We start from the raw sequence: 26,932 nt of genomic DNA, 5'->3' as shown, positions 1-26,932 counted from the left end.
GGCGTCATGAACCCGAACCCCCAGGCCCCACCCGGCCCCGTGTCGCACCTGCGCCCGGCCGGCCCGCAGACCCTCGGCATCCTGGCCGACCTCATCGCGCAGGAACAGCCCGTCTTCGCCATGCCGTCCTGGTTCGTGACCGCCGAATCCGCGCAGGCCGGCCACCTCCTCAGCGAGTTCGTCCGGGAACTGGGCGACCGCCCGGCCGGCACCCGCTACCGCAGTTTCTTCGCCAACTCCCGCTACGAGGCCCTGCACGGCGCCGTCAAACTGCTGCGCCACCGCGCCGCCGCGACCGCCGCCGTCCACCGAGGCCGGGTCCTCGTCCTCGACCCCGACGGCACCCTCGCCCGCCGCGCCGACCCCCTCGCCGAAGGCCCCGACCTCGCCCTCGCCCCCGGCCTCCTCACCCACACCACCGTGGACGGCCTGCGCTCCGCCCTGCAGGGCACCGGCACCCCGGTGTGCGGGCTCGTCGTACGCGCCCCCGAACTCCTCGACGACAGCGCCCGGGCCGCCGTCGCCGAACTGGCCCGCACCGCGCGCGCCACCGGAGCCCGCATCGTCGTCGACCTCAGCGACATCGCCCCGGACAGCCCGGCGGACCCCGCCGTCACCGCGCTCCGCCCCGACCTCGTCGTCCTCGGCGAATCCCTCACCGGGCACGAGGTCCCGTTCGGCGCCTTCACCGGCACTCACGACACGTTCGAGCCGTGGACCACCCCGCAGACCGGATTCCTGCATTCCAACACCTACGGCGGCAACACCGTCGCCATGCGCGCCGTCATCGCCCGGCTGCTGCCCCGCTGGGACGCCGCCGCCCCGGTGCACCGCGTCCTCGCGGCGGCCGCCGCAGACCGGCAGGCCACCCTCGACCTGTACGCCCGCCACGTGAACCCGATGGCGGCGCGCATGCAGCGCAAGCTGCACGGCGCGCTGAACGTCGTCCGCGCCAAGGGCTCCCGGCTCACCGTCCGCCTCGACTCGGGCCGCGAACTGGACCTGGTCGACGGGCTCTGCGGAGCCGGGCTCGGCGTGGCCGGCCACAACCCCGCCGATGCCCTGACCGACGTCGTACGGGGCCACGACCCGGCCCGGGGCCACGTCCGCGAGCTCGAAGAGGTCCTGGCCCGGGAAACCGGCCTGCCCCACACCTTCCCCGCCGTCAGCGGCGCGTCCGCGGTGGAGAGCGCCATCACCCTGGCCCGCCTCGCCCGCCCCCGGCAGCGGCGCATCGTCGTCTTCAAGCACAACTACGGCGGCAAGACCCTCGTCTCCCTGCTGGCCACCGCCGCCGACCGCACCCGCGCGCCCTTCGGCCCCCTCTACGACGACATCCGCTACATCGACCCCTTCACCCCGCACGCCGTCGACGAGTTCCGCGAGGAGGCGGCCGGGGGCGACATCGGACTCGTGTGGATCGAACTGGTCCACGGCAGTTCCGACGCTTACACCGCGATCCCCGGCCCCCTCCTCGACACCGTCACCGAGGGCCGGGCCCAGCACGGCTACCTCGTCGGCGTCGACGAGGTCCTGACGTCCTACTACCGTTGCGGCACTCGCTTCGCCCACCACGGCCGGCTCCCCGACATCGACCTCATGAGCCTGTCCAAGGCACTGAGTTACGGCTGTTTCCCCACCGGCGCCGCCCTCGTATCCGACGAGGTCCATGAGGCCGCGCACAGGACCAACCCGCTGCTGGTCGAGGAACTGCGCACCCACCACGCCCACGGTTTGGGCGCCCACTTCGCCCTCCAGGCCATCGGCCAGGTCGACGCCCTGGGCCTGCCCGAACGCGTCGGGGCCCTGTCGGACCTGGTGCGCGCCGGGCTCGCGGCCATGGACGACGGGCCGCGCGGAGTGGTCGGCCGCCGCTTCGCCGAGGGCATGCTCGGCCGGTTCGAACCACGCGTACCCGGAGTCCTCGGCCGCTTCGTCGACCCCGAAGGCGAGTGGATGACGTACGCCCTCATCCTCTGGTGGATCAACCGTGCCCGCGCCTTCGTCGTCTACGACGTGTTCCTGCTGCCGCTGACCGCCACCGAGCGGGAGATCCGCCAGGTCATGCGCAGCGCCCGCCGGCTCTCCCGCACCGGCCCGGTCCGGCTCCTCGCCCACGCCGCCCTGTTCCGGCTGGGCCAGCGCCTGTCCGGCCGGCCGAAGCGGCGTACGCCGCGCACCCGCACCCCCGCCTATTCGAGGAACAACGCATGAGCACACAGAACGTGGAAGTGATCCGCACCTTCTTCCGGTTGTTCGACGAGGGCCGCCTCGCCGACATCGAGCTGCTGCTCGCCCCCGACTTCGAATGGGTCTACCACGGCCCCGCCTCGCTGCCGTGGGCCGGCGTCTACCGCGGCGTCGAGGGCTTCCGCGAGTTCTTCGCCATCGTCCGCGAGCTGATCCGGGTCCAGGAGTGCGAGGCCTACGACTACCTCGACGCCGGGGACCGGATCGTGGTGCTGGGCGTGAGCCGCACCCTGGTCCTGGCCAACGAGGCGCGCTACGAGGCCCAGTGGATGAACGTGTTCACCGTCCGCGATGGACTGATCTCCCGCTACCTCGACCTTTTCGACACCGCCAGCGTCGTCGAGGCCCTCGAACGCGCCCCGCAGGAGGTGACCCCGGCTCCGTGAACACCACCACTGAAACCGCCACCACCCTCGGCGCGGCCTTCACCGCCGTGGCCCGGGCCCACCCCCACCGCACGGCGCTGGTCCGCGGCGACCTCCGGATCGGCTACGGCGAACTCGCCGCCAGGGCCGAGGCGGCCGCCCGGCTCCTCGCGGGCCGCACCGCCCCCGGCGAGCCCGTCGGGATCTGCGCCCACCGCTCGCCCGGTACGATCGCCGCCCTGCTGGGGTCGGTCCTGGCCGGGGGCGCCTACCTGCCCCTGGACCCCGACGCGCCGGACGACCGGATCCGCTCCCTCGTCCTCGACAACCACCTGCGCACCGTCTTCGCCGCCGACCGGGACGTCCCGAGGCTGCGTGCCTTCCTGCCCGCCGAAGTAACGATCCTGCCGGTCAACGAGAACGCATCGGATCCGGCCCTCGGCGCGGCGCACGCCGCCGTCCCGGAGGCCGCTGCGGGGCCGGACTCTCCGGCCTACGTCATCCACACCTCCGGCAGCACCGGCGCCCCCAAGGGCGTCCAGGTCGCGCACCGTTCCGTCCTCGCGCTGGCGCACGCCCCCGAGGCCGGACTGACGGCCGCCGACACCGTCCTCCAGCTCGCCCCGCTCCACGTGGACCCCTCCGTCTTCGAGATCTGGGGCGCCCTGCTGAACGGCGCCCGGCTCGTGCTGCCGCGGTCCGACCGGCCCGGCGTGCACGACATCGGCCGGGAGTGCGCCCGCCACGGGGTGACCGTCCTGCGGCTGGCCGCCCCGCTGTTCCGGCTGGCGATGGAGCACATCGCGGCCGACCTGCGCGGGCTGCGCCTGTGCATCTCGGGCGGTGACCGGGCCGACGCGGACGCGGTGCGGACCGCGCTGCGCGAGCTGCCCGGCTGCCGGATCGTCAACGGCTACGGGCCCACCGAGACCACGGTCTACGCCTGCTGGCAGACCTTCGACACCCCGGACGACTGGGACAGCGGCTGGCGGGACGTGCCGATCGGCCGCCCCTTCGCCGGGGCCACCGCCCACGTGCTGCGCCCCGACCGCACCCCCGCCGCGCCGGGCGAGGAGGGTGAACTCTGCATCGGCGGCCCGGGCGTCGCCCGGGGCTACCGCGGCAGGCCGGAGCAGACCGCCGAGCGGTTCGTCCCCGAGCCCGGACGGCCCGAACGCACCGCCTACCTGACGGGCGACCGGGTCCGCCGCCTCCCCGGCGGCGAACTGGCCTTCCTGGGGCGCTTCGACGATCAGGTCAAGATTCGCGGCCACCGCGTCGAACCGGCCGAGGTGGAACGCGCGCTGCTGGCCCACCCCGCGGTCCGCGAGGCCGCCGTGGTCCCGTACGGCCCCACGGCCACCCGCCGACTGGCCGCCTACGTCACCCTGACACCGGGGGCAGCCCCTGCGCCGGAGGCCCCGGCCTCCCCGGCAGTCCCCGAGGCCCCGGCCGATCCGGACGCCCGGCCCGACCTGAGCGTCCCGGATCTGGATTCCCGGGCCACCTTCGGCGACCCGGCCGACCGGGATGCCCCGGCCGCCCTTGGCGTCGAGGCCGACACCGATGCCCGGCCCGGCCTCGGTGTCCAGGCCGCCGTGCTGACCGCCCACGTCGCCCGGATCCTGCCCGAACCGGCGGTTCCGGCCGTCGTCTCCGTGTTGCCGGAGTTGCCGACCACTGCCAACGGCAAGGCCGACCGCCGTCTGCTCGCCGCCCTCGCCCACCGCGCGGCCGCGGCGGTCCCCGGACCGGCCGGCCGGGCCCCGGCAGGCGCTGGTGCGGAGGCCGACGTCCTGCGCGCCGTTTCCGGGCACTGGGAGGCCGTCCTCGGCCGAGTCGTCGGCCCGGACACAGACTTCTTCGCCGCCGGCGGCGACTCCCTGTCCGCGATGGCGATCCTGGCCCGGCTGGAACGCGACCAGGGCGTGGCCCTGACGATCGCCGACCTGTTCACCACCTCGACCGTCCGGGCCCTGGCGGCCCGCGTGGCCTCCGCCACCGCCACCGCCGCCGTATCGCCGGAGCCCGCCCCCGACGCGGACTCCGGCCGGCTGCCGCTGTCGCCCGCCCAGGAGGGGATCTGGTTCGAGCAGGAGGCCACCGGATCCACCGACCGGTACGTCATCGGACGCAGCTACGCCGTCGACGGCCCGCTCGACCTGCCCCGGCTGCGGAACGCCCTGACCCTGCTGGGCCGGCGCCAGGCCGCCCTGCGGACCGTCGTACGGCGCGACGCAGACGGCTGGTGGCAGAGCCTGACTGCCGACCCGGGCGCCGCGCTGCGCCATACGGACCTCACCGGCCTTCCGGCCGGAGAGCGCCGGGACCGGGCCCGCACCCTGGCCGCCGAGCACCGCGCGGCCGGGCCGGACGCCGAAGGCACCCGGCTGCTGCGCACTCTGGTGCTCACCCTCGACGCCCGGTGCACCCTGATCCACTTCGCCGTCCACCACGCCATCGCCGACGACTGGTCCCTGGACCTCTTCACCTCCGAACTGTCCGCCCTGTACGCGGACCCGGCCGCGGACCTGCCGCCCCTGAGCCCGGCCTACCCCGAGTACCTGCGCGACGCCCTCGAACCCCGGCCCGAACGCCTCACCGCCGCGACCCGGTTCTGGCGCAGTGCGCTAGACGGGGGAGCCGCCGGGCTCGACCTGGTCACCGACCGCCCCCGCCCCGCCGTCCTCAGCGGATCCGGCGACCGGGTACGGCTGCGGATCGGCTCCGGGCAGCGCGCCCGCCACGCCGAGGCCGCCCGCCGGCACGGCGTCAGCCCGTACATGTTCTGCCTGGCCGGCGTATACACGGTCCTGGCCGCCCACAGCGAACGCGACACCCTCACCCTGGGCGCCCTCGCAGCCGGACGCAGCCGGGCCGGGGCACAGGACCTCGTCGGCTGCTTCGTCAACCTGCTGCCCGTCCGTGTCGAGGCGGACGCGGACGCCACGGCCGACACCCTGCTCGCCCATGTCCGCACCGCCTGCACCCAGGCCCTGCACCACCAGGACGTCCCCTTCCAGACCGTGGGCCGGGAACTCGCGCCGGCCACCACCGCACGGGCGGCCGTCCCCTTCCAGGCCGTCGTCAACTACCGCCAGCGCCGGCCGCGTCCGCTGGAACTGCCAGGTGCGCGGACCGAGCCCTGGGACGCCGACGATCGCGACACCGCCACCTTCGAGCTGGCCTTCACCTTCCAGGAGGAGGGCGACGGCCTCGACGTCGAGGTCGAGTTCAGCACCGACCTCTACGACCGTGCCACCGCAGCGCGGCTGGCCGGCCAGCTCGCCGCCGTACTCGACCGCCTCGCGGACGGTGACCCGCCCCTGCGGAACGTCACCCTGTACGAACCGGGGGAGTACGAGCGGCTCAGCCGCGCCCCGGAACCGGCCCCCCGGCGGGTGCACACCACCCTCCCCGCCCTCGTCGCCCGGCAGGTCGCGGCCCGCCCGCACAAGACCGCGGTCGCCGACGCCGGCACCAGCCTCACCTACGCCGAACTCGACCGGCTCGCCGACTCCGTGGCCGCCCGCCTCGCCACCCGCGGGATCCGCCCCGGCGACCGCGTCGCCGTGTGCCTGGAGCGTTCCCCGTTCCTCGCCGCGACCCTCCTCGGCGTGCTCAAGACCGGAGCCGCCTACGTGCCGCTCGACCCGGCGTACCCGGCGCAGCGGCTGCGCCACTGCATCGCCGACGCCGATGCCGGCGCGCTGGTCTGCGCCAAGGACACCGCCGACACCCTGTTCGGGCCCGGCACGGAGGCATCCGAAGGACCGCCCGTCCTGGACATCGAGGCCCTCACCGCCCCCGGCGAGGCGGCCGAGCCCGCCGCGGACCCCGGCGATCCCGCCGCCCCGGCCTACGTCATCTACACCTCAGGCAGCACCGGGCGCCCCCGCGGCGTCGCCGTCTCCCACCGCGCCGTCGCCAACACCCTCCTCGCCTGCCTCGCCCGGCACCCCTTCACCGCGGACGACGTCTGGCTCCAACTCACCTCGCCCGGCTTCGACGTGGCCGCCTTCGAGCAGTTCATGCCGCTCGTCTCCGGCGCCACCCTGGTGTACGCGGACGACGCCACCCGCGCCGACAGCCCGGCCCTCACCCGAACCCTGCGCACCGCCGGAGTCACCGTGATGGTGACCGTGCCCTCCCTGCTGCGCGCCCTGGACCGTCCCGACCTGGCCGGTGTGCGCGTGCTGCTCGTCGCGGGCGAGCCCGCGGACGTCCACGACACGCGGCACTTCGCCCGGGATCGGGTTGTCATCAACGGATACGGCCCGACCGAGGCGGCGATCCTGGCCACCACGCACCGGGCCGACCCCGCGGAGGCCCGGGCCAGGGTGCCCGTGGGCACCGCCCTGTCCGGCACCGCGGCCCACGTCGTGGACCGCCACGGACGGCTCGCGGCCACCGGCGTTCCCGGCGAACTGTGGCTCTCTGGCGCCGGACTCGGCGACGGCTACCTGGGCGACCCGGAGCGGACGGGCGAGCTGTTCACCGCCCATCCCGCACTCGCCGGCGCCGGACGCTGCTACCGCACCGGGGACCGCGTGCGCCGACTGCCCGACGGAGCCGTCGACTACCTCGGCCGGCTCGACCACCAGATCAAGCTGCGCGGCTTCCGCATCGAACTCGGCGAGATCGAGGCCGCGCTCGCGGAACACCCCGGCGTCAGGGAGGCCGTCGCCGTCCTCCTCGGCACCGGCACCGGCACCGACGCCGAACTCGCCGTCGGCTACGTCGGCACCGCCGCGCCGCAGGACGCGCGCGCCCACCTGGCCCGGCTGCTCCCGGGCCACATGGTGCCCCGGCTGGCCGTACCCGTCCCCGCCATCCCGACGGGCAGCCACGGCAAGGCCGACCGGTCGGCGCTCGCCACCCGGCTGGCCGCCCATCGGCAGCGGCCGCTCCCGGCCGAGGGCCCGGCGGACGGCACCGAGCGGCGGCTGCTCGCCCTGTGGGAGGACGTCCTCGGCGGGCCGGCCGGCTCCCCCGGCGAGGACTTCTTCGCACTCGGCGGCCACTCCCTGCGGGTCATCCGGCTCCTGGGCTGCATCGAGCGGGAGTTCGGCGTCCGGATCGCCGTCGCCGACTTCCTAGCCGAGCCGACCGTACGCGCGGTCGCCCGCCTGCTGCGAGGGCCCGACCCGGCGGCGGCCCCGTCGAAGACCCCCGGTACGGACTCGCTGACCGGCCCGCTGAGCGGTCCGCTGAGCGGTCCGGCGACCCTGCCGGTCGGGCCGGACGACGCGCGGCTCGACCCCGCCCTCGTCTTCCCCGACCGGCCCGGCTCCTTCGACCCGCACGACGCCGTGCTGCTCACCGGGGCCACCGGGTACGTGGGCTCCCACGTCCTGGCCGAGTTACTGGACCGCACCACGGGCCCGGTCCTGTGCCTGGTCCGCGCCGCCGACACGGACGCCGCCCGCAGGCGTCTGGCCGCCGCCCTGCGCCGCCACGGGCTGCGCGGTGACGCCTCGGACCCGCGGATCGTGCCCGTACCCGGGGACCTGTCCCGGCCCGGCCTGGGTCTCGACGCCACCCACCGGGAGCAGGTCCTGCGGGCGAAGACCCTCCTCCACCTGGGCGCCGAGGTTCACCACGTGTCCGGCTTCCACCACCTGGCCGCCCCCAATGTCGGCGGCACCGCCGAACTCCTGCGGATCTGCGCACAGGGCCGGGCCCGCCTCCACCACGTCTCCACCCTCGGAGTGTTCCGGGACGGCCCCGACGCCGGCACACGCCCGCGCACCATCACCGAGGTCACCCCGACCGCCGGCGAACGGCACCCGCGCGGCCGCGGCTACGCCGCCGCCAAGTGGGCCGCGGAGCACCTCGTCGCACAGGCCCTCGAACGCGGCGCCGACGCCCGGATCTACCGGCTCGGCCGGGCCGGAGGCAGTACGACGGGCGCCATCAGCGAGGACGACTTCCTCAGCCGGCTCCTCGTCACCTCCACCACCCTCGGCTGCCACCCCGACGACCCCAGGCTCGCCACCGACGCACTGCCCGTGGACACCATGGCCCGGGCCCTGGTCGCGCTGGCCCTCGCCGACGGCGCCCCGGGCACCGTCCACCACCTGCACCACCCCCGGCGGACGCCGCTGGCCGAGCTGATCGCCGTACACGACCGCCGCACGGGCCGGACCACCCCGGCGGTTCCGCTGGATACCTGGCTCGGCCGCCTGGCCGACGCCGAGGCCCGCGGCACCGCGCTGCCCGCCCTCGCCTACCGCGAGTACTTCCGGGACCTGTGCGACCACCCGGACGCCCGCCTCCCCGACTACCGCAACGACGCCACCCTCGCCGCCCTGCGGGCCCACGGAATCTCCCCGCCCGCCCTGGACGACGCCCTCGTCGGCCGCTGGTGGCAGAACCTCGACCGGAGCACCCGCGATGACTGACCCGATGGCCGACGCGACGACCGACCCGATGGCCGACCCGACGACCGACCCGCACTACCCCATGGACCGGCAGTGCCCGTTCACCCCGCCCCGGGAGGCCACCGCCATCCGGGAGGCGGGCACCGTGCCCCGCGTGACGCTGTGGAACGGGGTCCGCCCCTGGCTGTTCACGGGTTTCGACGACGCCCGTACCGTGCTGTCCGACCCCCGGTTCAGCGCCGACAAGAGCCGCCCCGGCTACCCACTGTCCAGCGCCGTCGCCCTTGCCGAGACCGCCGTCGAGCCGACCCTGCTCGTCATGGACAACCCGCGCCACGACGCCCTACGGCGCCTGGCACTCGGCGAGTTCACCGTCAAACGGGCCGAGCAGTGGCGCCCCGCCGTCCGCGCCGTCATCGACGACTGCCTGGACCGGATGCTCCGCGGCACAGAGGCCGACCTGGTGGCCGACCTGGCCCTGCCCGTCGCGCTCACCGTCATCTGCGAATTCCTCGGGGTGCCCTTCGAAGACCGCGAACTCTTCCGCGGTCTGACCCACACCATGAACGTCGTCGCCGGTACCACCGAGAGCGCCGCCGCCGCCCGGCAGGCCCTCCAGGACTACCTGGAGGAGCTCGTCGCCGCCGCCGAACGGGAACCGCGCGACGGCTTCATCGGCCGCATGGCCGCCCGTCACCTGCCCGACGGGACCATGACCGGGCGCCAACTCGCCGCGATGGCACTCCTGTTGCTCACCGCCGGCCACGACACCACCGCCAACATGATCTCCCTCGGGGTGCTGACACTGCTGCGCCACCCCGACCACTTCGCCGCCCTCGGCACGGACGACGACGACCCCGAGCTGCTCGCCGACACCGTCGAGGAGATGCTGCGCCACCTCACCGTGGTCCAGCGCGGCATCCGCCGGATCGCTGTCGAGGACGTGGAGGTCGGCGACCGGCTCGTACGGGCCGGGGAGGGCGCCGTCGCCGCCATCAACGTCGCCAACCGGGACCCCGCACGCTTCCCCGCCGGCGAGCGGTTCGACCCCGCCTCCCGCGCGCACGGCCACCTCGCGTTCGGGTACGGGCCCCACCAGTGCATGGGCCAGTCGCTGGCCCGGGTGGAACTCCAGGAGGCCTACGCGGCCGTGGCCCGCCGGATCCCGACGCTGCGCACGTCCGTACCCGTGGAGGAGATCCGCTTCAAGTCCGACATGGCCGTGTACGGGCTGCACGCCCTGCCCGTGACCTGGTGACCCCGCCGCCCGTCCCCCGTACCGAAGGAGCCGACCCCGTGAAGGTCACCCTCGATCCCGAGCGCTGTGTCGGCGCCGGCCACTGCGTCCTGTCCGCCGCCACGGTCTTCGACCAGGACGAGACCGACGGCATCGTCCTGCTGCTGGACCCGGAACCGGCCGCGCACCTCGCCGACGCCGTCCTGGAGGCTGCCGACCTGTGCCCCGCCCGGGCGATCCTCGTCACCACCCCCGGCGGGCGGCCGGCATGACCGCCTCCCTGCTGGACGCCCTCCGCGCCGCCCTCGACGGCGAGGGCGCCCTGGTCACCGACCCGGACGTCACCACCGGATATGCCCACGACATGATGCCGCTCGCCCCGTACGGCCGGCCGCTCGCGGTAGTCCTGCCCGCCTCGGCCGAGCAGGTGCAAGCATGCGTACGGGCCTGCGCGGCGGCCGGCGTCCCGATCGTTCCCCGGGGCGCCGGAACGGGCCTGACCGGCGCAGCCAACGCCGTCGACGGCTGCGTCGTCCTGGCCACCACGCGGATGAACCGGATTCTCGAACTCGACCCGGACAACCGGATCGCCGTAGTCGAACCCGGCGTCGTCAACCAGGACCTGAAGACGGCCGCCGCCGCCCACGGCCTGTACTACCCGCCCGACCCCTCCAGCCTCGATACGTGCACCCTCGGCGGGAACCTGGCCACCAACGCGGGCGGCCTGTGCTGCGGCAAGTACGGGGTCACCGGCGACTACGTCCTCGGCCTGGACGCGGTCCTCGCCGACGGCTCCCTCCTGCGCACCGGCCGCCGCACCGTCAAGGGCGTCGCGGGCTACGACCTCACCCGCCTCCTCGTCGGCAGCGAGGGCACCCTCGGGGTCATCACGCGGGCCACTCTCGCCCTGCGCCCGCTGCCCTCCGCGCCCGGCACCGTCATCGCGGCCTTCGACTCGGTGGCCCGGGCGGGAGCCAGCGTCAGCCGGATCGTCCGGGCCGGCCTCGTGCCCTCCCTCATGGAGATCATGGACGCGACCTCCCTGCGGGCCTCGTCTGCCTACCTCGGCACCGAGCTCGCTGGCGAAGGCGACCAAGCCCTGCTGCTCTGCCAGTCCGACGCGCCGGAAGGCACCCGCGAAGCCGAACTCAACCAGATGGAACGCATGTTCCGGCAAGCCGGCGCGGTGTACACGCACGCCACGCAGGACGCGGCGGAGGGCGCCCTGCTGCTGCGTGCCCGCCGGGTGAGCCTCGCCGCCCTCGAAGCCCGGGGCGCCTGCATGACCGAGGACGTGGCCGTGCCCCGCACCCTCATCGCCGATCTGATCGAGGGCTGTACGCGGATCGGCGCCGACGCGGGGCTGACCGTCGCGGTCGTCGGCCACGCGGGCGACGGCAATATGCACCCCACGGTCCTCTACGACGGCGACGACGCCGAGCAGTACGCCCGCGCCCGGACGGCGTTCGACGCGATTCTGGCCCTCGCCCTGTCCCTCGGCGGCACTATCACCGGCGAGCACGGAGTCGGCAAGCTCAAGCAGGACTGGCTGGAACGCGAACTGGGCCCGGTCGCCCTGCGCGTGCACCGCGACCTCAAGGACGCCCTCGACCCGGCAGGCCTGTTCAACCCCGCCGCCGTGTTCGCCCGGAGGCCGGCCGGGACCCGCCGTGCCGGCTGAGACCCTGCGGACGGTGGCCGGGCTCGCCCCGCCCCTGCGGACCCTGTTCCTCACCACCCTGATCTTCCGCACCGGCACCATGGCCTACCCCTTCCTCACCCCGTACCTGCTGGGCCGCGGAGGTCTGGACGCGGCCGAGGCGGGCCTGGCCGTCACCACCTTCGGGGTCGGCGCCCTCGCCGCGGACCTGGCCGCCGGACGGCTCCTCGCGAGGCTGCACCCGTACGCCCTGATGCGGGGCGGCTTCCTGCTGGGCGCCGCCGCGGTCACGGTGGTGCCGCTGCTGAACGGCCTGCCCGCGCTCATCACGGTGGTGATGATCTGGGGGTTCGCGTACGAGATCGTCACCCCGGCGGCCTACGCTGCCACGATCGCCGGGTCACCGCCCGAGCAGCGCAAGGCCGCTTTCTCCTGCTACCGGCTCGCCATCAACCTCGGACTGTCGGCCGGCCCGCTCCTCGGGGCCCTGCTCTACGCCCTCGACCCGCACGCCGTGTTCTGGGCCAACGCCCTGTGCGTCCTCGCGGCTGCGGCGTTCCTGCACCGCTGCGGCGAACGCCGGCCCGCCGCCGGACCGGACACCGCCGTCGGCGGACCGGGCCACGGGACCCGCCCGCGCGGCCCGGTCCGGCAGACGACGGCCGAACGCACCCGGTTCTGGAGCGTGTTCGGCCTCTCGCTGCCCATCCAGCTGGCCTACGCGCTGCCCTCGGTCTTCGTCGGCGCCTACGTCATCGTCGGCCTCGGCCTGCCCGGCTACTGGGCCGGCGTCGTCTTCACCGTCAACGCCGTCGGGATCGTCCTGTTCGAGGTCCCGCTCAACATCCGCATGGCACGCGTCGGACACCTGGCGACGCTGCTGAGCGGCTACGCGCTCGGGGGCACCGGGTTCCTGCTCATGGCCCTTGCCGACAGCGGGCCGGAGCTGGTGCTCGCCACCCTCGTGTGGACGGCGGGGGAGATCGTCGTCTTCCCCGGCCTGCTCGCCTACGTCAGCCGGCTCTCCGGCCCGGCCGCCGACCGCAACATGGGCCTGTACTCCGGCGGCGTCAACCTGGCCTTCATCGCGGCCCCGCAACTCGCCCTGCACATCTCGGCCCCCGGCCACCCGGGCGCCCCGTGGGCGGCCGCCGGAGCGGCGGTCTGCGCCGCCTGCCTGCTGCTGCTCGCGGCCCGCACCAACCCGTACACCTGGCACAAGGAGGAACCGTGCTCAAGCGTGACCTGACCCCCTTCATCGGCGTCGAGTACAGCGGACTCACCCACGCCGAACTCACCCGCCCGGAGGTCTTCGCCGACGTCGTCGACTCCCTGCACCGGCGCGACCTCGTCGTCGTCCGCGGCATCGAACTCACCCCCCGGCAGCAGATCGGCCTCGCCGCCCGCATCGGCCGCCCCGTCCCCTTCCTCCTCGCCGACTGGCGCCACCCCGAGTTCGCCGAGATCCTCGTCTCCTCCAACGAGCGCAAGGACGGCCTGCCGGTCGGGATCGAGCGGGTCGGCCACTTCTGGCACCAGGACTCCTCCTTCGACGCCGACCCCTCCGCCTACACCGTGCTGTACGGCGTCCACGTGCCCGAGGACCACGGCCACACCGTCTTCGCGAGCGCCGCCGACGTCTACGACCGGCTGCCCGAGCAGTGGCGCACCTTCCTGGAGGACCGCGTCGGGCTGCACACCCTCACCAAACAGCAGCGCATCGCCCCCGAGCACGTGGGCCTGTCCATCGCCGAGGTACGGGCCCTCATCGCCCGCCAGTACCCGGCCGTCGAACACTCCGTCGTCCGCCGCGACCCGCACACGGGCCGCCGCTTCCTGTACGCCGCCCGCGCCTACATGGACCGGGTCGTCGGCCTCGACGCCAACGAGAACGAGGCGTTCTTCGACCTCGTCGACACTCTCCTGGCCGACCCCAACCGGAGCTACACCCACCGCTGGACCCCGCACGACCTGCTGCTGTGGAAGACAGCCACCACCTACCACGTCGCCACCGACCTGCCGCCCGGCGTCTCCCGGACCGTCCACCGCGTCAGCGTCGCCGCCGCGTGAGCGGGCCCCGGCACCCGGCCGACGGCCCCCGCCCGCCCACGAAGAGAGGACCCGCGATGCCCACCGCCCCCGACCACCCCGGCCACCACGCACACCCGTACGCCGTTCCGCACGACCGGCGTGGCACAACGCCCGTCGGCGTGATCGTCGACGGCTACTCGGTCGGCAAGTACCTGCCCGCCGCCTTCCGCAAGCTCGGCGCGGACGTCGTACACCTCCAGAGCACCCCCGAGTTCCTGGACTGCGTACCCCCGCCGGACCTGCGCCCGTACCTGGCCAACGTGGTCCAGGACGGGGCCGACCCCGCCCGTACGGTGAAGGAGCTGGCCTCCTACCACCCCTGCGGGGTGCTCCCCGGCCAGGAGACCGGTGTCCCGCCGGCCGACCGGACGGCCGAACTGCTGGGCCTGCCCGGCAACCCGTCGGCCACCTCCGCGCTGCGCCGCGACAAGTACCGCATGATCGAGGCACTGCGCGCCGCCGACATCCGCTGCGCCGACCAGCTGAAGACCGACGATGCGGCGGAAGTGCTCGCTTGGGCGCGGACCACCGGATACCCGGTCGTCGTCAAACCGCTCAGCTCGGCCTCCACCGACAAGGTCTCCGTCTGCCGGGGCCCGGACGAGGTCCGCGCCGCCGCCGCCGAGATCCTCGGAAGTCGGGACATCTTCGGCCGGCACAACGACGAGTTGCTCGCCCAGTCCTTCCTGGACGGCACCGAATACATCGTGGACGTCGTCCGAGGTCCCGGCGGCGCACGGCATGTCTGCGGCGTCTGGCGCTACGACAAGACCCTCGTCGGCACCCGGCCGGTCTACGACCGCGACGTTCTGATCGACCCCGACGCGCCACAGGTCGAACCCCTCGTCACCTATCTGGACACCGTCCTCGACGCTCTGGACATCCGGTTCGGCGCCGCCCACGCGGAGATCATGATGACCGCCGCCGGGCCGGTACTCGTCGAGGTGGGCGCGAGGCTCGACGGCATCATGGACCCGGGCCACCACGACTCCTGCCTCGACGGGAACCAGGCCGACCTGCTCGCACTCGCCTGCGTACGCCCCGAGGAGTACCGGCGCGAACACCCCGGCGACACCCTGTACCGCAAGCACCGGGCGGGGATGGTCGTCCACGTGCGGACCACCCGCGGCGGGCTCGTCGAGGCCGTCGACGAGCACGCCCTGGCCCGCATCCGTGCCCTGGAAACGGTGCACCTGGCCGTGCCCCGGCTGGCCCCGGGCGACCGGATGCGCCCCACCGTCGACCTGCTGTCCAGCCCGCTGCGCGTCTTCCTGACCGGCGACAGCCAGGAGGAGCTCCTCGCCGACCAACGCCGCATCCGGCTGCTGGCCGACGACGTGTTCCGACTCGCCCCGAACTGACTGCGCCCGCATACTCCGAGGAGCCCCATGGGTGTTGCCATCAGAGCCGACCTGGCCGCCGTGCCCGACTACAACATTCCCGGCACGGCGCCCGACGCCATCGTGCTCAACTCCAACGAGGGGCCGCTGCCGCCCCCGCCCGCCGTCATCGAGGCCATCACCCGCGCCGCCGTCGAAGGCCACCGCTACCCGCAGTGGTTCTCCGACACCCTGGTCGGCCGCCTGGCCGACGACCTGGCCGTCCCCGAGGAGGGGATCGCCGTCGGCTGCGGGTCGGTGAGCCTCTGCCGCGATCTCATCCAGGCGTTCTGCGGCCCGGGCGACGAAGTCCTGTGCGCCTGGCGGTCCTTCGACGCCTATCCGGTCTTCGCCAGGGTCGCCGGACTACGAGCCCGCACCGTCCCCCTGGACGCCGGACACAGGCACGACCTGGATGCGATGCTCGCCGCCGTCACCCGCGACACCCGCGTCGTCTTCGTCTGTAACCCCAACAACCCCACCGGGACCGCGGTCCGGGGCCGCGCACTGGGCGACTTCCTCGACCGCCTCCCCGACCGGGTCCTGGTCGTACTCGACGAGGCGTACCGGGAGTTCGTCGACGATCCCGACGTGCCCGACGGCATCGCGCTGGCCCGGCACCGCCCGAACGTGGCCGTGCTGCGCACCTTCTCGAAGGCGTACGGGCTTGCCGGCGTGCGCATCGGCTACTGCGTGGCCGCGCCTGCCGTGGTGTCCGCCGTCCACAAGGTGGCCGTCCCCTTCGCGGTCAGCAGGCTCGCCCAGGCCGCTGCCCTCGCCGCACTCGACCGCCCCGAGGAGGTGCGCTCGCGCTCCGCGGCGATCGTCCGCGAACGGCAGCGTCTGCAGTCCCTGTTGACCCGCGACGGCCACTCGGTGACCCCTTCGCAGGCCAACTTCGTATGGCTGCCGCTGGGGGAGGAGGCCGGCGATTTCGCCGACTTCTGCGCCCGCCGCGGCGTGCTCGTCCGGGCCTTCCCCGGCGACGGCGTCCGCGTCACCGTCGGTCTGCCGGAGGAGAATGACGCCTTCCTCTCCGCGGCCGCCCGCTACCGGGGCCGCCGGTCATCGGCAACCCGGGTCGACCGTCTCCGATAGCCGGGCCGGAGAGCTCCCTGCGCCGCCAGGTGAGTGTTCCGCTGTGCAAGCAGCTGCCCGAGGTGTGCGCACGGACTACGCCATGGACCGGGTAGGGATGAAGGAGGGAGGTCAGGCCGCCACCTTCGCTGCGACGCACAAAGCCATCGGAATCCAAGTCGCGCTCAAGCTCTGACGGTCGCACCGAGACATTCCGGCAGCCCGAATGCGGCGCGAAATCGACGTAGCCGAGGACCTCAATGCCCACCCCACTACATTGAGTGACGCCCAGGGCCACACCGCATCCACCTGGGGGAGCCCGGCGCGTGCCGGGCTCCCCCCGTGTTTCCCGCCCGGCAGTCGTTACGAGACAGCACCGCTGTCCGGGCCCGGCGTCAGCGTGACGGGTCGGACACCCCAGATCGACAAGCTGTCCGCCCGGATCACCAGCGCGATCGAGAACCTGCCCGTCCCCGACGGTCCCGATGGCGGCGGTGACAGCACCCGGCCGGGGCCGGGGCTGGTGGAGCGGATGGACGCCATCCCCGGCGTCGGTCCGGCTACCGCACGCCGAGCAGCGCGTGAGCCTGCTCCTCGACCACCGAGTCCGGCTGCGATGTCGGCGGACCTTCCATAACGCCGGACAGCGTCCTCGATGCGTCCTTCGGTGCGGTCCATTTCGCCGAAGAGGAAGAGGAGCCGTTGCGGGGCGAGGCGGAGGGTGCGGTGCTCGGTACCAGCGGCTCGCCGCGTACGCGATGTCACCGCGCGGGCCGGTGCCGTGTGGCGCGGCGTCGTTCCGTCGATCGTGCTCCCGCTACGTCCAGGGGGAGGGCGCCTCGTGCGGCCGCTACGGCGGAACGGGAGCGTGAGCGGCCGCTATTGATCCGCCGTGGATCAGGAACCCGGAACGTCGTACGAGGGCGGCTGGGAGGTAGGTGGGGAGGAGGAGTTCACCTTCGGTCTCTTCTTCGTGCTGCGGTTGCGGGCGCGTGTCGCCTGTGCGCGGGGCGTCTCCTCGCTCGTTTCGAATCCCAACAGCCGGGTCCAGTTCGGGGCCCGGACAACTCAGCCGGTACCGTCTGCGGCCGAGCGAAGGGCCGGTGGAACTGCGTCATGGCAGTACGGCAGTCGGCCCCCGGACGCAGAGGGTGCGACCTGGCTCGCGGTGACCGGTTGCTTGATCACGGTAGGCAAGCCTGAGGTGCTCCTTGGGGAAGCGAGTCGGCCTGAGCCCTCCCGATCTGCGTGACGTGCCGTCAGGAAAGTCAGCATCGGCCCCCCACAGTCCAAAGCGGCTGTCCGATGCGACGCTGGTCGGCAGCGTCGCAACAGCCCGGTGCCTACGGAAGTGCAGGCCAGGAGCCTTCTCGTCCGAGGCAGTGGATTTTCCTTTAGATCTCCGATCCGATGCCTGCCGGTGTAGAGTGCAGAACGCCCTTGACCTGCAGAAAGCAGGCAGGGAGCCGTCTTACAGGAGACCAACATGCTGCGCACCATGTTCAAGTCCAAGATTCACCGGGCCACCGTCACCCAGGCCGACCTGCACTACGTCGGGTCCGTGACCGTGGACGCCGACCTGCTGGACGCCGCCGACCTGCTCCCCGGGGAGCTCGTCCACATCGTGGACATCACCAACGGGGCGAGGCTGGAGACCTACGTCATCGAGGGTGAGCGCGGATCCGGGGTGATCGGGATCAACGGCGCCGCCGCGCACCTCGTGCACCCCGGGGACCTCGTCATCCTCATCAGCTACGCGCAGGTCGAGGACGCCGAGGCCCGGGTGCTGAAGCCACGCGTCGTGCACGTCGACGCAGACAACCGGATCGTCGAACTGGGCGCCGACCCCTCCGCGCCGGTACCGGGAACGGACCAGGAGCGCAGCCCCCAGGCCGTGGCCGTCCGGTGAGCCCCACAAGGAGCCGGGGAATTGCGTGCCGCGGAGCATGAGCTCACCGCTCGGGTTCCGGAACAAGCGCAAGGCCGGGCGGCGGCTTGCCGTCGAGGACGGGACGGCGGTCGGGTACATCGCCTCCTTCGTGCTCGCCGAACCGCCCCACGCCTCGGTGCGGTGCATCCGGTCGTCGATTCCGGCCCGCTGTGACCGGCTGTGACCTGACCTTGCTGCACACCTCGCCCGTGCACGTCCCCGTCTTCGAAGCGCTGCGCGACCGGCACCACCCCGGGGCGGTCCTGCGGCACCTGGTGGTGCCGGAGCTGCTGGACCGGGCCCGCGCGCACGGGCCCTGGTCCGTGGCTCCGGCCCTGCTGGAGTTGCTCGCCGCAGCCGGGCCGGGCCCCGTGCTGGTCACCTGCTCCACCATCGGGGCGACCGCCGAGGCGCTGGTTCCGGCTCTGGGTTCCGCGGTGCTGCGGGTGGACCGGCCAATGGCGGCCGCTGCCGTGCGCACCGGCCCGCGGATCGCGGTCCTCGCAGCCCTGGCGTCGACCTTCGCCCCGACCGTTGAGCTGCTCGCCGAGGAGGCTGCGGGGCGACCCGTGTCCGTGCGCACGCACCTGGTCGCCGGCGCCTGGGCGAGCTTCGAGGCGGGTGACACGGCCCGCTACTTCGCCCAGGTGGCGGAGGCCGCCGACGCCGTCACCGGCGCGGACGTGATCGTCCTGGCCCAGGCGTCGATGGCCGGGGCGGCCGAGCTGGCCACGACCGGGATCCCCGTGCTGGCCAGCCCCGGGCCGGGCCTCGCCGCCGCGCTCGCCCGCTCGGCCGCAGGATAGGGGCGTACGGGGCGCAATCGCGGGAAAGTGCCGTACATGGTGCGAAAACTCGAAGACACGCAGCCGCCGGCCCCCGAGCCCGACCCGACACCGGCGCCCAGCCCGTTCCCGGACCCCGAGCCGATCCCGCGCCCGGTGCCGCCCGTACCCGGTCCCGTCCCCGAGCCGGACCCGGTACCCCCGCCCCCGGGCCCCGCGCCGGTTCCCCAGCCCGGCCCCTGGAGCTGACGTATGATCCGGAGGGCTCCGATTCGGGCGTCCTGTCCGGGCAGGGCGGGGAACCGCGGACGGGCTTCCGGGGTGACGGACGCGGTGAACCCGCACAGACGGCAGGGCGGCCGCCGCACGCGGCGCGGGCCCAGCCCGAGGCGTCACCGTGACGTATCGCCTACGGGCCGGTCCGGCTGGCGCGCAGGTCCGCCAGGAGCTCGGCCTGGCCTTCCAGGACGCCGGAGAGGATGCTGCGGGCGACCCCCAGGAGTTCGGCGATCCGGGAGTCGGCGAGCGAGTAGTGGACGTTCGACCCTTCCCGGCGGGTGACCACCAGGTTGGCCTTGCGCAGGACGGCCAGCTGCTGCGAGAGGCTCGCGGCCTCCACCCCGACCTCCGGCAGCATCTCCGCGACCGCGTGCTCACGTACGGACAGAAGCTCCAGCACGCGGATGCGGACCGGGTGCCCGAGCGTCTTGAAGAACTCGGACTTCAGCTGGTACAGCGGCGTACTCGCCTGCGTGGCCTTGCCGTGACTACCCATCTCATCCACCCGGGACCGCTCCTTCGTGGGGCATCCGTTCGCCCTCCTCACACCTGTGACCTCCACGATTGCAGATCCCTGCAACTCGGGACCCGGTGGGTGCCCCTGGTGACGTGCGGTCCACCGGCATGGACCCCGCCGCCGGTCGGGCCTGGTGGGGAACCCGGTCCTGCGGACCGGGCCCCACTTCCTTCAGGCTCCGTCCGATGTACCCCTCAGGGCGGAGGCGAGGCGGTTGCCGGCGGCCAGGATGCCGCGCCTGACGTCGCACGTGGTTCCGGTGTCCCCGTCCTCTCCTGGTGAGTCCTGGCGAGAGGGGGGGGTACGGCTGGTCTCATGCGAGGGAGGGTTCCCCGGGGGACGGCGGGGCGTGCCAGCCATCGGTGCTCCACCGCTTGACCGTTTCCTGCGCCCCGTGGGCGGCCAGGGCGGCGGCGAGGTCGCAGTGGACGGGGACGGGCGGGCAGGCGGCGTCGGGGACGAGGGAGCCGTCCGCGGGGATGGCCGCGAGCTCCAGGGGGCGCCCGCTCTCGGCGAGCCGGCGGGCGGCCTGGGCGACGGCGATCTGCCCGCCGGCGGACCAGCCCAGAAGCCCGGTCAGGTCGAGGATGACGGGGCCGGTGCCCCGGGCGAGCGCCCAGCCGACGGCGCCGGTGAACCGGTCGGTGGCGTCCGCGCCGAGGTACCCGGTCAGGGACAGCACGCCCAGGTCCTGGCGGGTGGTGTAGTGCCATTCGATCGTCATCGTCATGTCCTCTGCTTCACAGGGGGAGGGTGATCCGGATGGCCTTGCCGCGTCCGTCCGCGTCGGGCTGGACGACGGCGGTGCCGGCGAGCTCCATGGTCATTTCGGCCACCATGGCCAGGCCGCTGCCCGGGGCGGTGGCGAGCGCCCCGAACAGTGCCGGCTGGTAGGGGTGGCGGTCGTGGACGGCGAACGCGAACGCCCCCGGGCCGTGCGCGTAGGTGACCGTGACCGTCGGGGACAGCACGGCGGCGTGGCGGACGGCGTTGGTGACCAGCTCGGCCAGGATCAGCAGGGCCGGACCCACGCTCGGATGCCGGAGCCCCACTCCGCACTCCACGAGGACGAGTTCGGTGGTCTCGCGGGCGATGCGCACCGCCGAGCCCATGGCCGGTACGACCAGTACGTGCCGGTAGGGCAGCGTCTCGGCTCGGACGCTCACCGGCCTGCCCCCGGGACCGTGCGGGCGAGGCGGAATCCGGAGATCTGCTGCGGGTGCAGGCGCAGCAGGGTGTCGTGCGGGCCGTGGGTCCAGCCGGGCAGGGTGCGCCGGTAGTGGGCGGCCTCGTCCGGGTCCGAGATGACGTCGGCGGGGCCGTGCGCGGTCACTGTCCAGCCGGTGCCGGCCGCGGTGCGGATCTCGTCGACCTGGTAGGTCAGCAGGGCCCGGCCGGGAACGGCCGCGGCTTGCACAGGGGTGCGGACGACGAGGCGCCCGTACTCCATCACGTGTGCGGCGGGGCGGACGACGGCCAGATCCCGCTGCACGTAGACGAGCCGGCCCTGGGCGGATCCTTCGAGAAGCCACAGGGCCTCGGTGCCGGAGACCTCGATCATGCGCAGTTCGGCGGGGAGGGTCATCGTGCGGCCTTCCGGAAACGGTGCGGTCGGTGGTGGAGCGGAAGCAGGCCCGCCTGCTCCAGGTGCTTGCGGGCGCCGGCGATCGCCTCGGGAGTGGTGGCGTACTCGCGACCCTCCAGGCGCAGCAGGTCCAGGGCGCCGACGGCGTCGAGGGCCCGGCGCTGGGCGGGCCGGATGCCGGAGGTCAGGACGGTGATGCCGCGCCGGTGCAGCTTCTGCACCGCGTCCTTCAGGACGAGTGCGCCGGTGGCGTCCAGAGTGGTCACCCTCGACATGCGCAGGATGACCACCTTCACGTCGGCGACCTCGGAGAGTTCGAGGAGGAAGCGGTGGGCGCCGGCGAAGAAGAGGGGGCCGTCGATGCGGTAGGCGACGATGTGCTCGGCCAGCAGTGCGTGTTCCTCGTCGCTGTGTTCGCCGGGCAGGTCCGGGCGGAAGTCGACCTGTTCCAACCGGGCTTGCTCCGCCACCGCCTTCAGGGCCAGGGCTCCGGCGACGACCAGACCGATGATCACCGCGTAGACGAGATCGAGGATCAGCGTGGCTGTGGCGGTGAGGACGAGGACGACGGCGTCGGAGCGGGTGGCCTTCGCCATCGCGCGCAGGGAGCCGACCTCCACCATGCGGATCGCGGTCGCCAGCAGCACGCCGGCCAGTGCGGCCAGGGGGATCTTCGCGACGAGGGGCGCCGCGGCGAACACGATCACGGCGAGTACGGCGGCATGGGTGAGTGCGGCGAGGCGGGAAGAAGCGCCGGCGCGGACGTTGACAGCCGTGCGCGCGATGGCCGCGGTCGCGGGAACACCGCCGAACAGCGGGGCGGCCAGGTTGGCGATGCCCTGTCCGAAGAGTTCCTTGTCCGGGTCGTGCTGCTGCCCCACCGTCATCCCGTCCGCGACGGTGGCAGACAGCAGGGACTCCAGCGCGGCGAGTGCTGCCACGGCGACCGCCGGGGCGAGCAGCGAGCCGAAGGCAGAGGCGTCGAGGAAGGCGAGGGAGGGGGTGGGCAGGCCGGAGGGCAGGTCCCCGATGGGGGCCGCCGCGTCACGGTGGAAGACCTGTGTGATCACGGTGGCTGCGATCACCGCGAGGATCGAGAACGGGATCGCCGGCTTCCACCGGGCGCCCGCCAGCATCGCGGCCGCGACCCCGGCCGAGAGGCTGATCGCGGTCCAGTTCGGGGAGGCCACCCAGTCCGCGAACGCCCGTACCGCCACGAGCACGACCTTTTCACCCTCGGGCTTGTCGACGCCGAGTGCGTGGGGTATCTGCTGCAGGCCGATCACGCAGGCGATCCCGAGGGTGAACCCCTCCACCACCGGTGCGGGTACGTACCGCATGTACTGCCCGGCCCGCAGCAGGGCGAGCCCGATCAGGAGCACGCCGGCCATCAGGCCGACGGTCAGCACACCGGCGGGCCCGTACCGGGCGACGATCGGCACCAGAACCACGGTCATCGCACCGGTGGGACCGGACACCTGGAGGTTCGACCCGCCCAGCAGAGCGGCGAGCGCGCCCGCGACCACGGCGGTGGCCAGCCCCGCCTCCGCGCCTAGCCCGGAGGAGACCCCGAACCCGAGTGCGAGGGGGAGGGCCACGATCGCCACGGTCAGCCCGGCCAGCAGGTCCTGGCGGGGACTGCGGGCCATCGCCGCGAAGTCCGCCCGGACCGGCAGCACCGAGCGGATCCGCCCGACTGCGGACGTCAGGAAGGAACGCGCGGTCACGGGGCCGCGACCCCGGACTCACGCAGTTCCTCCAGCAGTTCGCTCTGCCCGGTCAGGACCTCGGTCAGGATCCGCCGTGCCGCCAGCATCAGCTGCGCGACGTCCCCGCCCGCCAGCTCGTAGACGACCGTCGCGCCGTTGCGCGTCGAGGTGACGATCCCGGACCGGCGCAGGACCGCGAGCTGCTGCGACAGGGCGGACGGCTCGACCTCGATCGCGGCCAGCAGGTCCCGTACCGGCATCGGACCTGCCTGCAGCAGCTCCAGGATCCTTATCCGCACCGGGTGCCCGAGCATCCTGAAGAATTCGGCCTTGGCCTGGTACAGCGGAATCGGCACGGTCTCGCACCCTTCTCACGACCCCGGGAGGGGCGAACGCCTGGCGCTGTGCCCGGGTCTCCCGGTGGGCACAGTTGTCACAGCATCTATGAAATTGCAAACTTCTGCAATTCGTGGACGGTGTGATCCGCCTTCGGCCGTCGCGGGCACTGCTCGGGCAGGCTCCCTCCAGGTCTCGGGGAAGGCCGATGGCCGCGCACCCTTCGGTGGCCGCGCACCCTGTCTGCGGGCTGGCCGGTCGGGTCGGGCCCGCGGGCCCGACCCTTGCCGCCGCGCGTCCTCGGCCGGTGACGTCCGCGGCGGCTCACCCGTCCGCTCCGCGGCACGCCCTGCCCGGCCCCACCGGCCCTCCGGAGGCCCCGGCGGCGTCAGCCCGTGCGGACCTCGGAGCGGTCGCCGCTCCAGAGGGTGTGGAAGGAACCCTCGCGGTCGGTGCGCCGGTAGGTGTGCGCTCCGAAGAAGTCCCGCTGGCCCTGGGTGAGGGCCGCCGGGAGCCGCTCCGCGCGCAGCGCGTCGTAGTACGCCAGTGAGGCGGCGAAGGCCGGCACCGGGATGCCCGCACCCACCGCCGCGGTGATCACCGACCGCCAGCCCTCCTGCGCCGCCCCGATCTCCCCGGCGAAGCGCTCGTCCGCCAGCAGGCTGGGCAGATCGGGCCGGGCGTCGTAGGCGGCGCGGATCCGGTCCAGGAAGGCCGCCCGGATGATGCATCCGCCGCGCCACAGGGAGGCCACCGCGCCGAGGTCCACCTTCCAGTCGTACTCCTCGCTCCCGGCCCGGATCTGGTGGAACCCCTGCGTGTACGAGACGATCTTCGACGCGTACAGGGCCTCCTCCACCTGGGCGGCGAACGCGTCCGCCGCCTCCGGCGACAGGGCGGCGGGCGCCGGGCCCGCGAGGCCGCGAGCGGCCGTGCGCAGGTCGCCGTGGCCCGAGACGGCGCGTGCGAACACGGCCTCGGCAATGCCCGACACCGGGACCCCCAGGTCCAGGGCGGTCTGTACGGTCCAGCGTCCCGTGCCCTTCTGCTCGGCGGCGTCGGCGACGACGTCGACGAACGGCTTCCCGGTCGCGGCGTCCGTATGGGCGAGCACGTCCGCCGTGATCTCGATCAGGTACGAGTCCAGGCGACCGCGGTTCCAGCCCCGGAAGGTTTCCGCGATCTCCGCGGGGGAGTAGCCGGCGATCTCGCGCAGCAGGTGGTAGGCCTCGGCGATGAGCTGCATGTCCGCGTACTCGATGCCGTTGTGGACCATCTTGACGAAGTGTCCGGCGCCGTCGGGGCCCACGTGGGAGGTGCACGGCGTACCGTCGGCGGCCTTCGCCGCGATCTTCTCCAGCAGCGGGCCGAGCGACGCGTACGACTCCTTCGAGCCGCCCGGCATGATGCTCGGGCCGAGTAGGGCCCCCTCCTCGCCGCCCGAGATGCCCACGCCCACGAAGTGGATGCCCTGCTCGCGCAGCTCCCGTTCGCGGCGCCGGGTGTCCTCGAAGTGTGCGTTCCCGCCGTCGATGATGACGTCGCCCTCCTCCAGGAGCGGGGCGAACTCGCGGATCACGGCATCGGTGGGTTCCCCGGCCTTCACCATGATGACGATGCGCCGGGGGCGCTCCAGCGCATCGACGAACTCCTTGGCCGACTCGGCGGCCACGAACGCGCCCTCGTGGCCGAACTGCTCCACCAGTGCCGTGGTCTTGGCGGTGGTGCGGTTGTGGACGGCCACGGTGAAGCCGTTGCGGGCGAAGTTGCGGGCGAGGTTGCTGCCCATGACTGCGAGGCCGGTGACGCCGATCCGGGCCGTGCTGGTGCTCATCTGTGCGCTCCTGCGTGCTTCGGTGTGCGGGCTGTGCCCGACGCTACCCCGCCGAGGGGCGGGCCAGGCCGACGCCGGCCGTGTCATTGTCAAGTTCCGCTGAACAGCGCCCCGTTGCTCCCTTGTCATGCAATGATCCCGACGTTACGTTGTGCGATTCCTGATGTCTTCGATGGGGGCTCCCATGGGCGTACGGGGCCGGCACCGCCGGTATCGGCCGAGCAGTATCAACCGGGCCTCGCTGGCCGTGACCGCGGGAGGCGCCGGGATCGCGCTCCCGCTGATGGGGGCCTCGGCGGCGCAAGCGGCCTCGGTGGACACCTGGAACGAGGTCGCCGCCTGCGAGTCGGCCAACAACTGGCGCACCAACACCGGCAACGGCTACTACGGCGGACTCCAGTTCAGCCAGAGCACCTGGCGGGCCTTCGGCGGCACCGCCCACGCCCCGCGCGCCGACCTCGCCACCAAGGAACAGCAGATCGCGGTCGCCGAGAAGGTCCTCAAGGGACAGGGGCCCCAGGCCTGGCCCCACTGCGGCAAGGGCGCCGGCCTCACTCGCGGCGGGCCGTCACCGGTCCTCGCCGCGCAGGTGCCCGCGCAGCCCGAGACCGGCTCACAGCCCCGCACCCAGGAGGTGAAGGCGGCTCCGGTACAGGCTGCCGCGCCGCGCCCGACCGGCACGAAGGTGCTGCCCAACCCGTACGTCGTCGCGCCGGGCGACTCGCTCTCCGCGATAGCCACCGAGCAACGCGTCGAGGGCGGCTGGCAGGCCCTCTACGAGACCAACCGGGCCGTCGTGGGCGACGACCCGAACCTGATCTTCCCCGGCCAGCGCCTCACCATGCGGGTCACCACCGCCCCGCAGGCCCCGCCCGCGCAGAATCCGGAGAAGCCCCCGCGGACCGCCGAGCCGGTCAAGCCAGCGGAGCCGGCCGCAGAGAAGCCGGCTGTGAAGGAGGCCCCGAAGCCGGCCGAGAAGCCGGCCGAGAAGCCCGACGCCCGGCCCGCGTCAACGCAGCAGAAGCCGCCCTCGGCCGGGTTCTCCGCGCCCGTCGACGCCGCCCTCGGCACCGCTTACCGCGTCGCGGGATCCTCCTGGTCCAGCGGCTACCACACGGGCGTCGACTTCCCCGTGGCCACCGGCACCACCGTCAAGTCCGTCGGGCCCGGCCAGGTCGTCTCCGCCGGCTGGGCCGGTGCCTACGGCTACCAGGTCGTCATCCGGCACACCGACGGGCGGTACTCCCAGTACGCCCACCTCTCGGCGCTCGGTGTGAAGTCCGGCCAGCAGGTCTCCGGGGGCCAGCGGATCGGCCGCTCCGGCTCGACCGGCAACAGCACCGGCCCGCACCTGCACTTCGAGATCCGCACGGGACCCGGCTACGGCTCCGACATCGACCCCCTGAAGTACCTGCGGGGCCACGGCGTCCGCATCTGACCCGCGCCGGTGCGGCGGCACGGCCGTGAGCAGGACCAGGCCGGCCGCCGCCAGCGCGGCGCTGGCGAGCGCCGCCG

The 26,932-nt window shown here is 73.6% G+C and carries 21 protein-coding genes; 14 read left to right on the top strand and 7 right to left on the bottom strand.

The features are described from left to right. The first annotated feature begins 6 nt into the window (after positions 1 to 6). From ACFW2G_RS07950 to ACFW2G_RS07890, 13 genes are all read left to right on the top strand, one after another. On the top strand, positions 7 to 2,214 hold the full coding sequence (locus ACFW2G_RS07950; protein ID WP_384582413.1) for an aminotransferase class III-fold pyridoxal phosphate-dependent enzyme: 2,208 nt from the start codon (positions 7 to 9) through the stop codon (positions 2,212 to 2,214). Further along, positions 2,211 to 2,636, top strand: a complete 426-nt coding sequence (locus tag ACFW2G_RS07945; RefSeq protein ID WP_037916465.1) for a nuclear transport factor 2 family protein — start codon at positions 2,211 to 2,213, stop codon at positions 2,634 to 2,636. Before ACFW2G_RS07950 ends, ACFW2G_RS07945 begins: the two co-directional genes overlap by 4 nt. Beyond that, on the top strand, positions 2,633 to 9,019 hold the full coding sequence (locus ACFW2G_RS07940) for an amino acid adenylation domain-containing protein (protein WP_384582411.1): 6,387 nt from the start codon (positions 2,633 to 2,635) through the stop codon (positions 9,017 to 9,019). The genes ACFW2G_RS07945 and ACFW2G_RS07940 overlap by 4 nt, the downstream gene beginning before the upstream one ends. Then, positions 9,012 to 10,256: a cytochrome P450 gene (locus ACFW2G_RS07935; RefSeq protein WP_078555863.1), complete on the top strand. Its 1,245-nt coding sequence runs from the start codon at positions 9,012 to 9,014 to the stop codon at positions 10,254 to 10,256. The genes ACFW2G_RS07940 and ACFW2G_RS07935 overlap by 8 nt, the downstream gene beginning before the upstream one ends. Positions 10,257 to 10,294: 38 nt before the next feature. Continuing rightward, positions 10,295 to 10,507, top strand: coding sequence for a ferredoxin (locus ACFW2G_RS07930; RefSeq protein WP_037916470.1), 213 nt, complete (start codon positions 10,295 to 10,297; stop codon positions 10,505 to 10,507). Then, the gene (locus ACFW2G_RS07925) at positions 10,504 to 11,916 is read left to right on the top strand and encodes an FAD-binding oxidoreductase (protein WP_384445205.1); all 1,413 of its coding nucleotides are present in this window, start codon (positions 10,504 to 10,506) and stop codon (positions 11,914 to 11,916) included. The genes ACFW2G_RS07930 and ACFW2G_RS07925 overlap by 4 nt, the downstream gene beginning before the upstream one ends. Continuing rightward, entirely contained in the window at positions 11,906 to 13,144 is a 1,239-nt protein-coding gene (locus tag ACFW2G_RS07920) for an MFS transporter (protein ID WP_384582409.1), read from the top strand. The genes ACFW2G_RS07925 and ACFW2G_RS07920 overlap by 11 nt, the downstream gene beginning before the upstream one ends. Beyond that, positions 13,126 to 13,965, top strand: coding sequence for a TauD/TfdA dioxygenase family protein (locus tag ACFW2G_RS07915; RefSeq protein WP_384582407.1), 840 nt, complete (start codon positions 13,126 to 13,128; stop codon positions 13,963 to 13,965). Before ACFW2G_RS07920 ends, ACFW2G_RS07915 begins: the two co-directional genes overlap by 19 nt. Positions 13,966 to 14,021: 56 nt before the next feature. Then, on the top strand, positions 14,022 to 15,347 hold the full coding sequence (locus ACFW2G_RS07910; protein ID WP_384582405.1) for an ATP-grasp domain-containing protein: 1,326 nt from the start codon (positions 14,022 to 14,024) through the stop codon (positions 15,345 to 15,347). 27 nt (positions 15,348 to 15,374) lie between these two features. Further along, the gene (hisC, locus tag ACFW2G_RS07905; protein ID WP_384582403.1) at positions 15,375 to 16,463 is read left to right on the top strand and encodes a histidinol-phosphate transaminase; all 1,089 of its coding nucleotides are present in this window, start codon (positions 15,375 to 15,377) and stop codon (positions 16,461 to 16,463) included. Positions 16,464 to 17,928: 1,465 nt separating this feature from the next. Further along, positions 17,929 to 18,351, top strand: coding sequence for an aspartate 1-decarboxylase (panD, locus tag ACFW2G_RS07900; protein WP_037916477.1), 423 nt, complete (start codon positions 17,929 to 17,931; stop codon positions 18,349 to 18,351). A 25-nt stretch (positions 18,352 to 18,376) separates the two neighbouring features. After that, the gene (locus ACFW2G_RS07895; protein WP_384445195.1) at positions 18,377 to 18,556 is read left to right on the top strand and encodes a hypothetical protein; all 180 of its coding nucleotides are present in this window, start codon (positions 18,377 to 18,379) and stop codon (positions 18,554 to 18,556) included. After that, positions 18,543 to 19,178 (top strand): aspartate/glutamate racemase family protein, encoded by a 636-nt coding sequence (locus ACFW2G_RS07890; RefSeq protein WP_384680877.1) that lies wholly within the window; start codon positions 18,543 to 18,545, stop codon positions 19,176 to 19,178. Before ACFW2G_RS07895 ends, ACFW2G_RS07890 begins: the two co-directional genes overlap by 14 nt. A 388-nt stretch (positions 19,179 to 19,566) precedes the next feature. Here ACFW2G_RS07890 and ACFW2G_RS07885 read toward each other — a convergent pair whose 3' ends face one another. The 7 genes from ACFW2G_RS07885 to gndA form a co-directional block, all read right to left on the bottom strand. Beyond that, positions 19,567 to 19,932 carry a helix-turn-helix transcriptional regulator gene (locus ACFW2G_RS07885; RefSeq protein WP_037918119.1) on the bottom strand — a complete coding sequence of 122 codons (366 nt, stop codon included), beginning with the start codon at positions 19,930 to 19,932 and terminating at the stop codon, positions 19,567 to 19,569. A 334-nt stretch (positions 19,933 to 20,266) separates the two neighbouring features. Next, positions 20,267 to 20,677 carry an STAS domain-containing protein gene (locus ACFW2G_RS07880; protein WP_037916480.1) on the bottom strand — a complete coding sequence of 137 codons (411 nt, stop codon included), beginning with the start codon at positions 20,675 to 20,677 and terminating at the stop codon, positions 20,267 to 20,269. A 16-nt stretch (positions 20,678 to 20,693) separates the two neighbouring features. Continuing rightward, positions 20,694 to 21,119 carry an ATP-binding protein gene (locus ACFW2G_RS07875; RefSeq protein ID WP_037916482.1) on the bottom strand — a complete coding sequence of 142 codons (426 nt, stop codon included), beginning with the start codon at positions 21,117 to 21,119 and terminating at the stop codon, positions 20,694 to 20,696. Next, positions 21,116 to 21,538 carry a pyridoxamine 5'-phosphate oxidase family protein gene (locus ACFW2G_RS07870; RefSeq protein ID WP_384445191.1) on the bottom strand — a complete coding sequence of 141 codons (423 nt, stop codon included), beginning with the start codon at positions 21,536 to 21,538 and terminating at the stop codon, positions 21,116 to 21,118. The genes ACFW2G_RS07875 and ACFW2G_RS07870 overlap by 4 nt, the downstream gene beginning before the upstream one ends. After that, positions 21,535 to 23,265, bottom strand: a complete 1,731-nt coding sequence (locus tag ACFW2G_RS07865; RefSeq protein ID WP_384582399.1) for a SulP family inorganic anion transporter — start codon at positions 23,263 to 23,265, stop codon at positions 21,535 to 21,537. The genes ACFW2G_RS07870 and ACFW2G_RS07865 overlap by 4 nt, the downstream gene beginning before the upstream one ends. Next, positions 23,262 to 23,603, bottom strand: a complete 342-nt coding sequence (locus tag ACFW2G_RS07860; protein WP_384445186.1) for an ArsR/SmtB family transcription factor — start codon at positions 23,601 to 23,603, stop codon at positions 23,262 to 23,264. Before ACFW2G_RS07860 ends, ACFW2G_RS07865 begins: the two co-directional genes overlap by 4 nt. Before the next feature lie 368 nt (positions 23,604 to 23,971). After that, positions 23,972 to 25,417 (bottom strand): NADP-dependent phosphogluconate dehydrogenase, encoded by a 1,446-nt coding sequence (gene gndA, locus ACFW2G_RS07855; RefSeq protein ID WP_384445184.1) that lies wholly within the window; start codon positions 25,415 to 25,417, stop codon positions 23,972 to 23,974. A 184-nt stretch (positions 25,418 to 25,601) separates the two neighbouring features. On the opposite strand from gndA, the gene ACFW2G_RS07850 reads away from it, so the two are divergent. Further along, positions 25,602 to 26,855: a transglycosylase family protein gene (locus tag ACFW2G_RS07850; RefSeq protein ID WP_384582460.1), complete on the top strand. Its 1,254-nt coding sequence runs from the start codon at positions 25,602 to 25,604 to the stop codon at positions 26,853 to 26,855. Positions 26,856 to 26,932 lie beyond the last annotated feature (77 nt).

The sequence above is a fragment of the Streptomyces sp. NPDC058880 genome (genome assembly GCF_042742535.1).
Lineage (GTDB): Bacteria > Actinomycetota > Actinomycetes > Streptomycetales > Streptomycetaceae > Streptomyces.
Note: the sequence above shows the minus strand (reverse complement) of the source record. Positions and strands in the feature narration are given on the sequence as shown.

Bases quoted from the DNA above. Each gene is read 5' to 3' on its own strand.
- ACFW2G_RS07885 (WP_037918119.1), bottom strand. From the start codon at position 19,932: ATGGGTAGTCACGGCAAGGCCACGCAGGCGAGTACGCCGCTGTACCAG.
- panD (WP_037916477.1), top strand. From the start codon at position 17,929: ATGCTGCGCACCATGTTCAAGTCCAAGATTCACCGGGCCACCGTCACC.
- gndA (WP_384445184.1), bottom strand. From the start codon at position 25,417: ATGAGCACCAGCACGGCCCGGATCGGCGTCACCGGCCTCGCAGTCATG.
- ACFW2G_RS07925 (WP_384445205.1), top strand. From the start codon at position 10,504: ATGACCGCCTCCCTGCTGGACGCCCTCCGCGCCGCCCTCGACGGCGAG.
- ACFW2G_RS07950 (WP_384582413.1), top strand. From the start codon at position 7: ATGAACCCGAACCCCCAGGCCCCACCCGGCCCCGTGTCGCACCTGCGC.
- ACFW2G_RS07850 (WP_384582460.1), top strand. From the start codon at position 25,602: ATGGGCGTACGGGGCCGGCACCGCCGGTATCGGCCGAGCAGTATCAAC.
- hisC (WP_384582403.1), top strand. From the start codon at position 15,375: ATGGGTGTTGCCATCAGAGCCGACCTGGCCGCCGTGCCCGACTACAAC.
- ACFW2G_RS07880 (WP_037916480.1), bottom strand. From the start codon at position 20,677: ATGACGATCGAATGGCACTACACCACCCGCCAGGACCTGGGCGTGCTG.
- ACFW2G_RS07870 (WP_384445191.1), bottom strand. From the start codon at position 21,538: ATGACCCTCCCCGCCGAACTGCGCATGATCGAGGTCTCCGGCACCGAG.
- ACFW2G_RS07910 (WP_384582405.1), top strand. From the start codon at position 14,022: ATGCCCACCGCCCCCGACCACCCCGGCCACCACGCACACCCGTACGCC.
- ACFW2G_RS07945 (WP_037916465.1), top strand. From the start codon at position 2,211: ATGAGCACACAGAACGTGGAAGTGATCCGCACCTTCTTCCGGTTGTTC.
- ACFW2G_RS07935 (WP_078555863.1), top strand. From the start codon at position 9,012: ATGACTGACCCGATGGCCGACGCGACGACCGACCCGATGGCCGACCCG.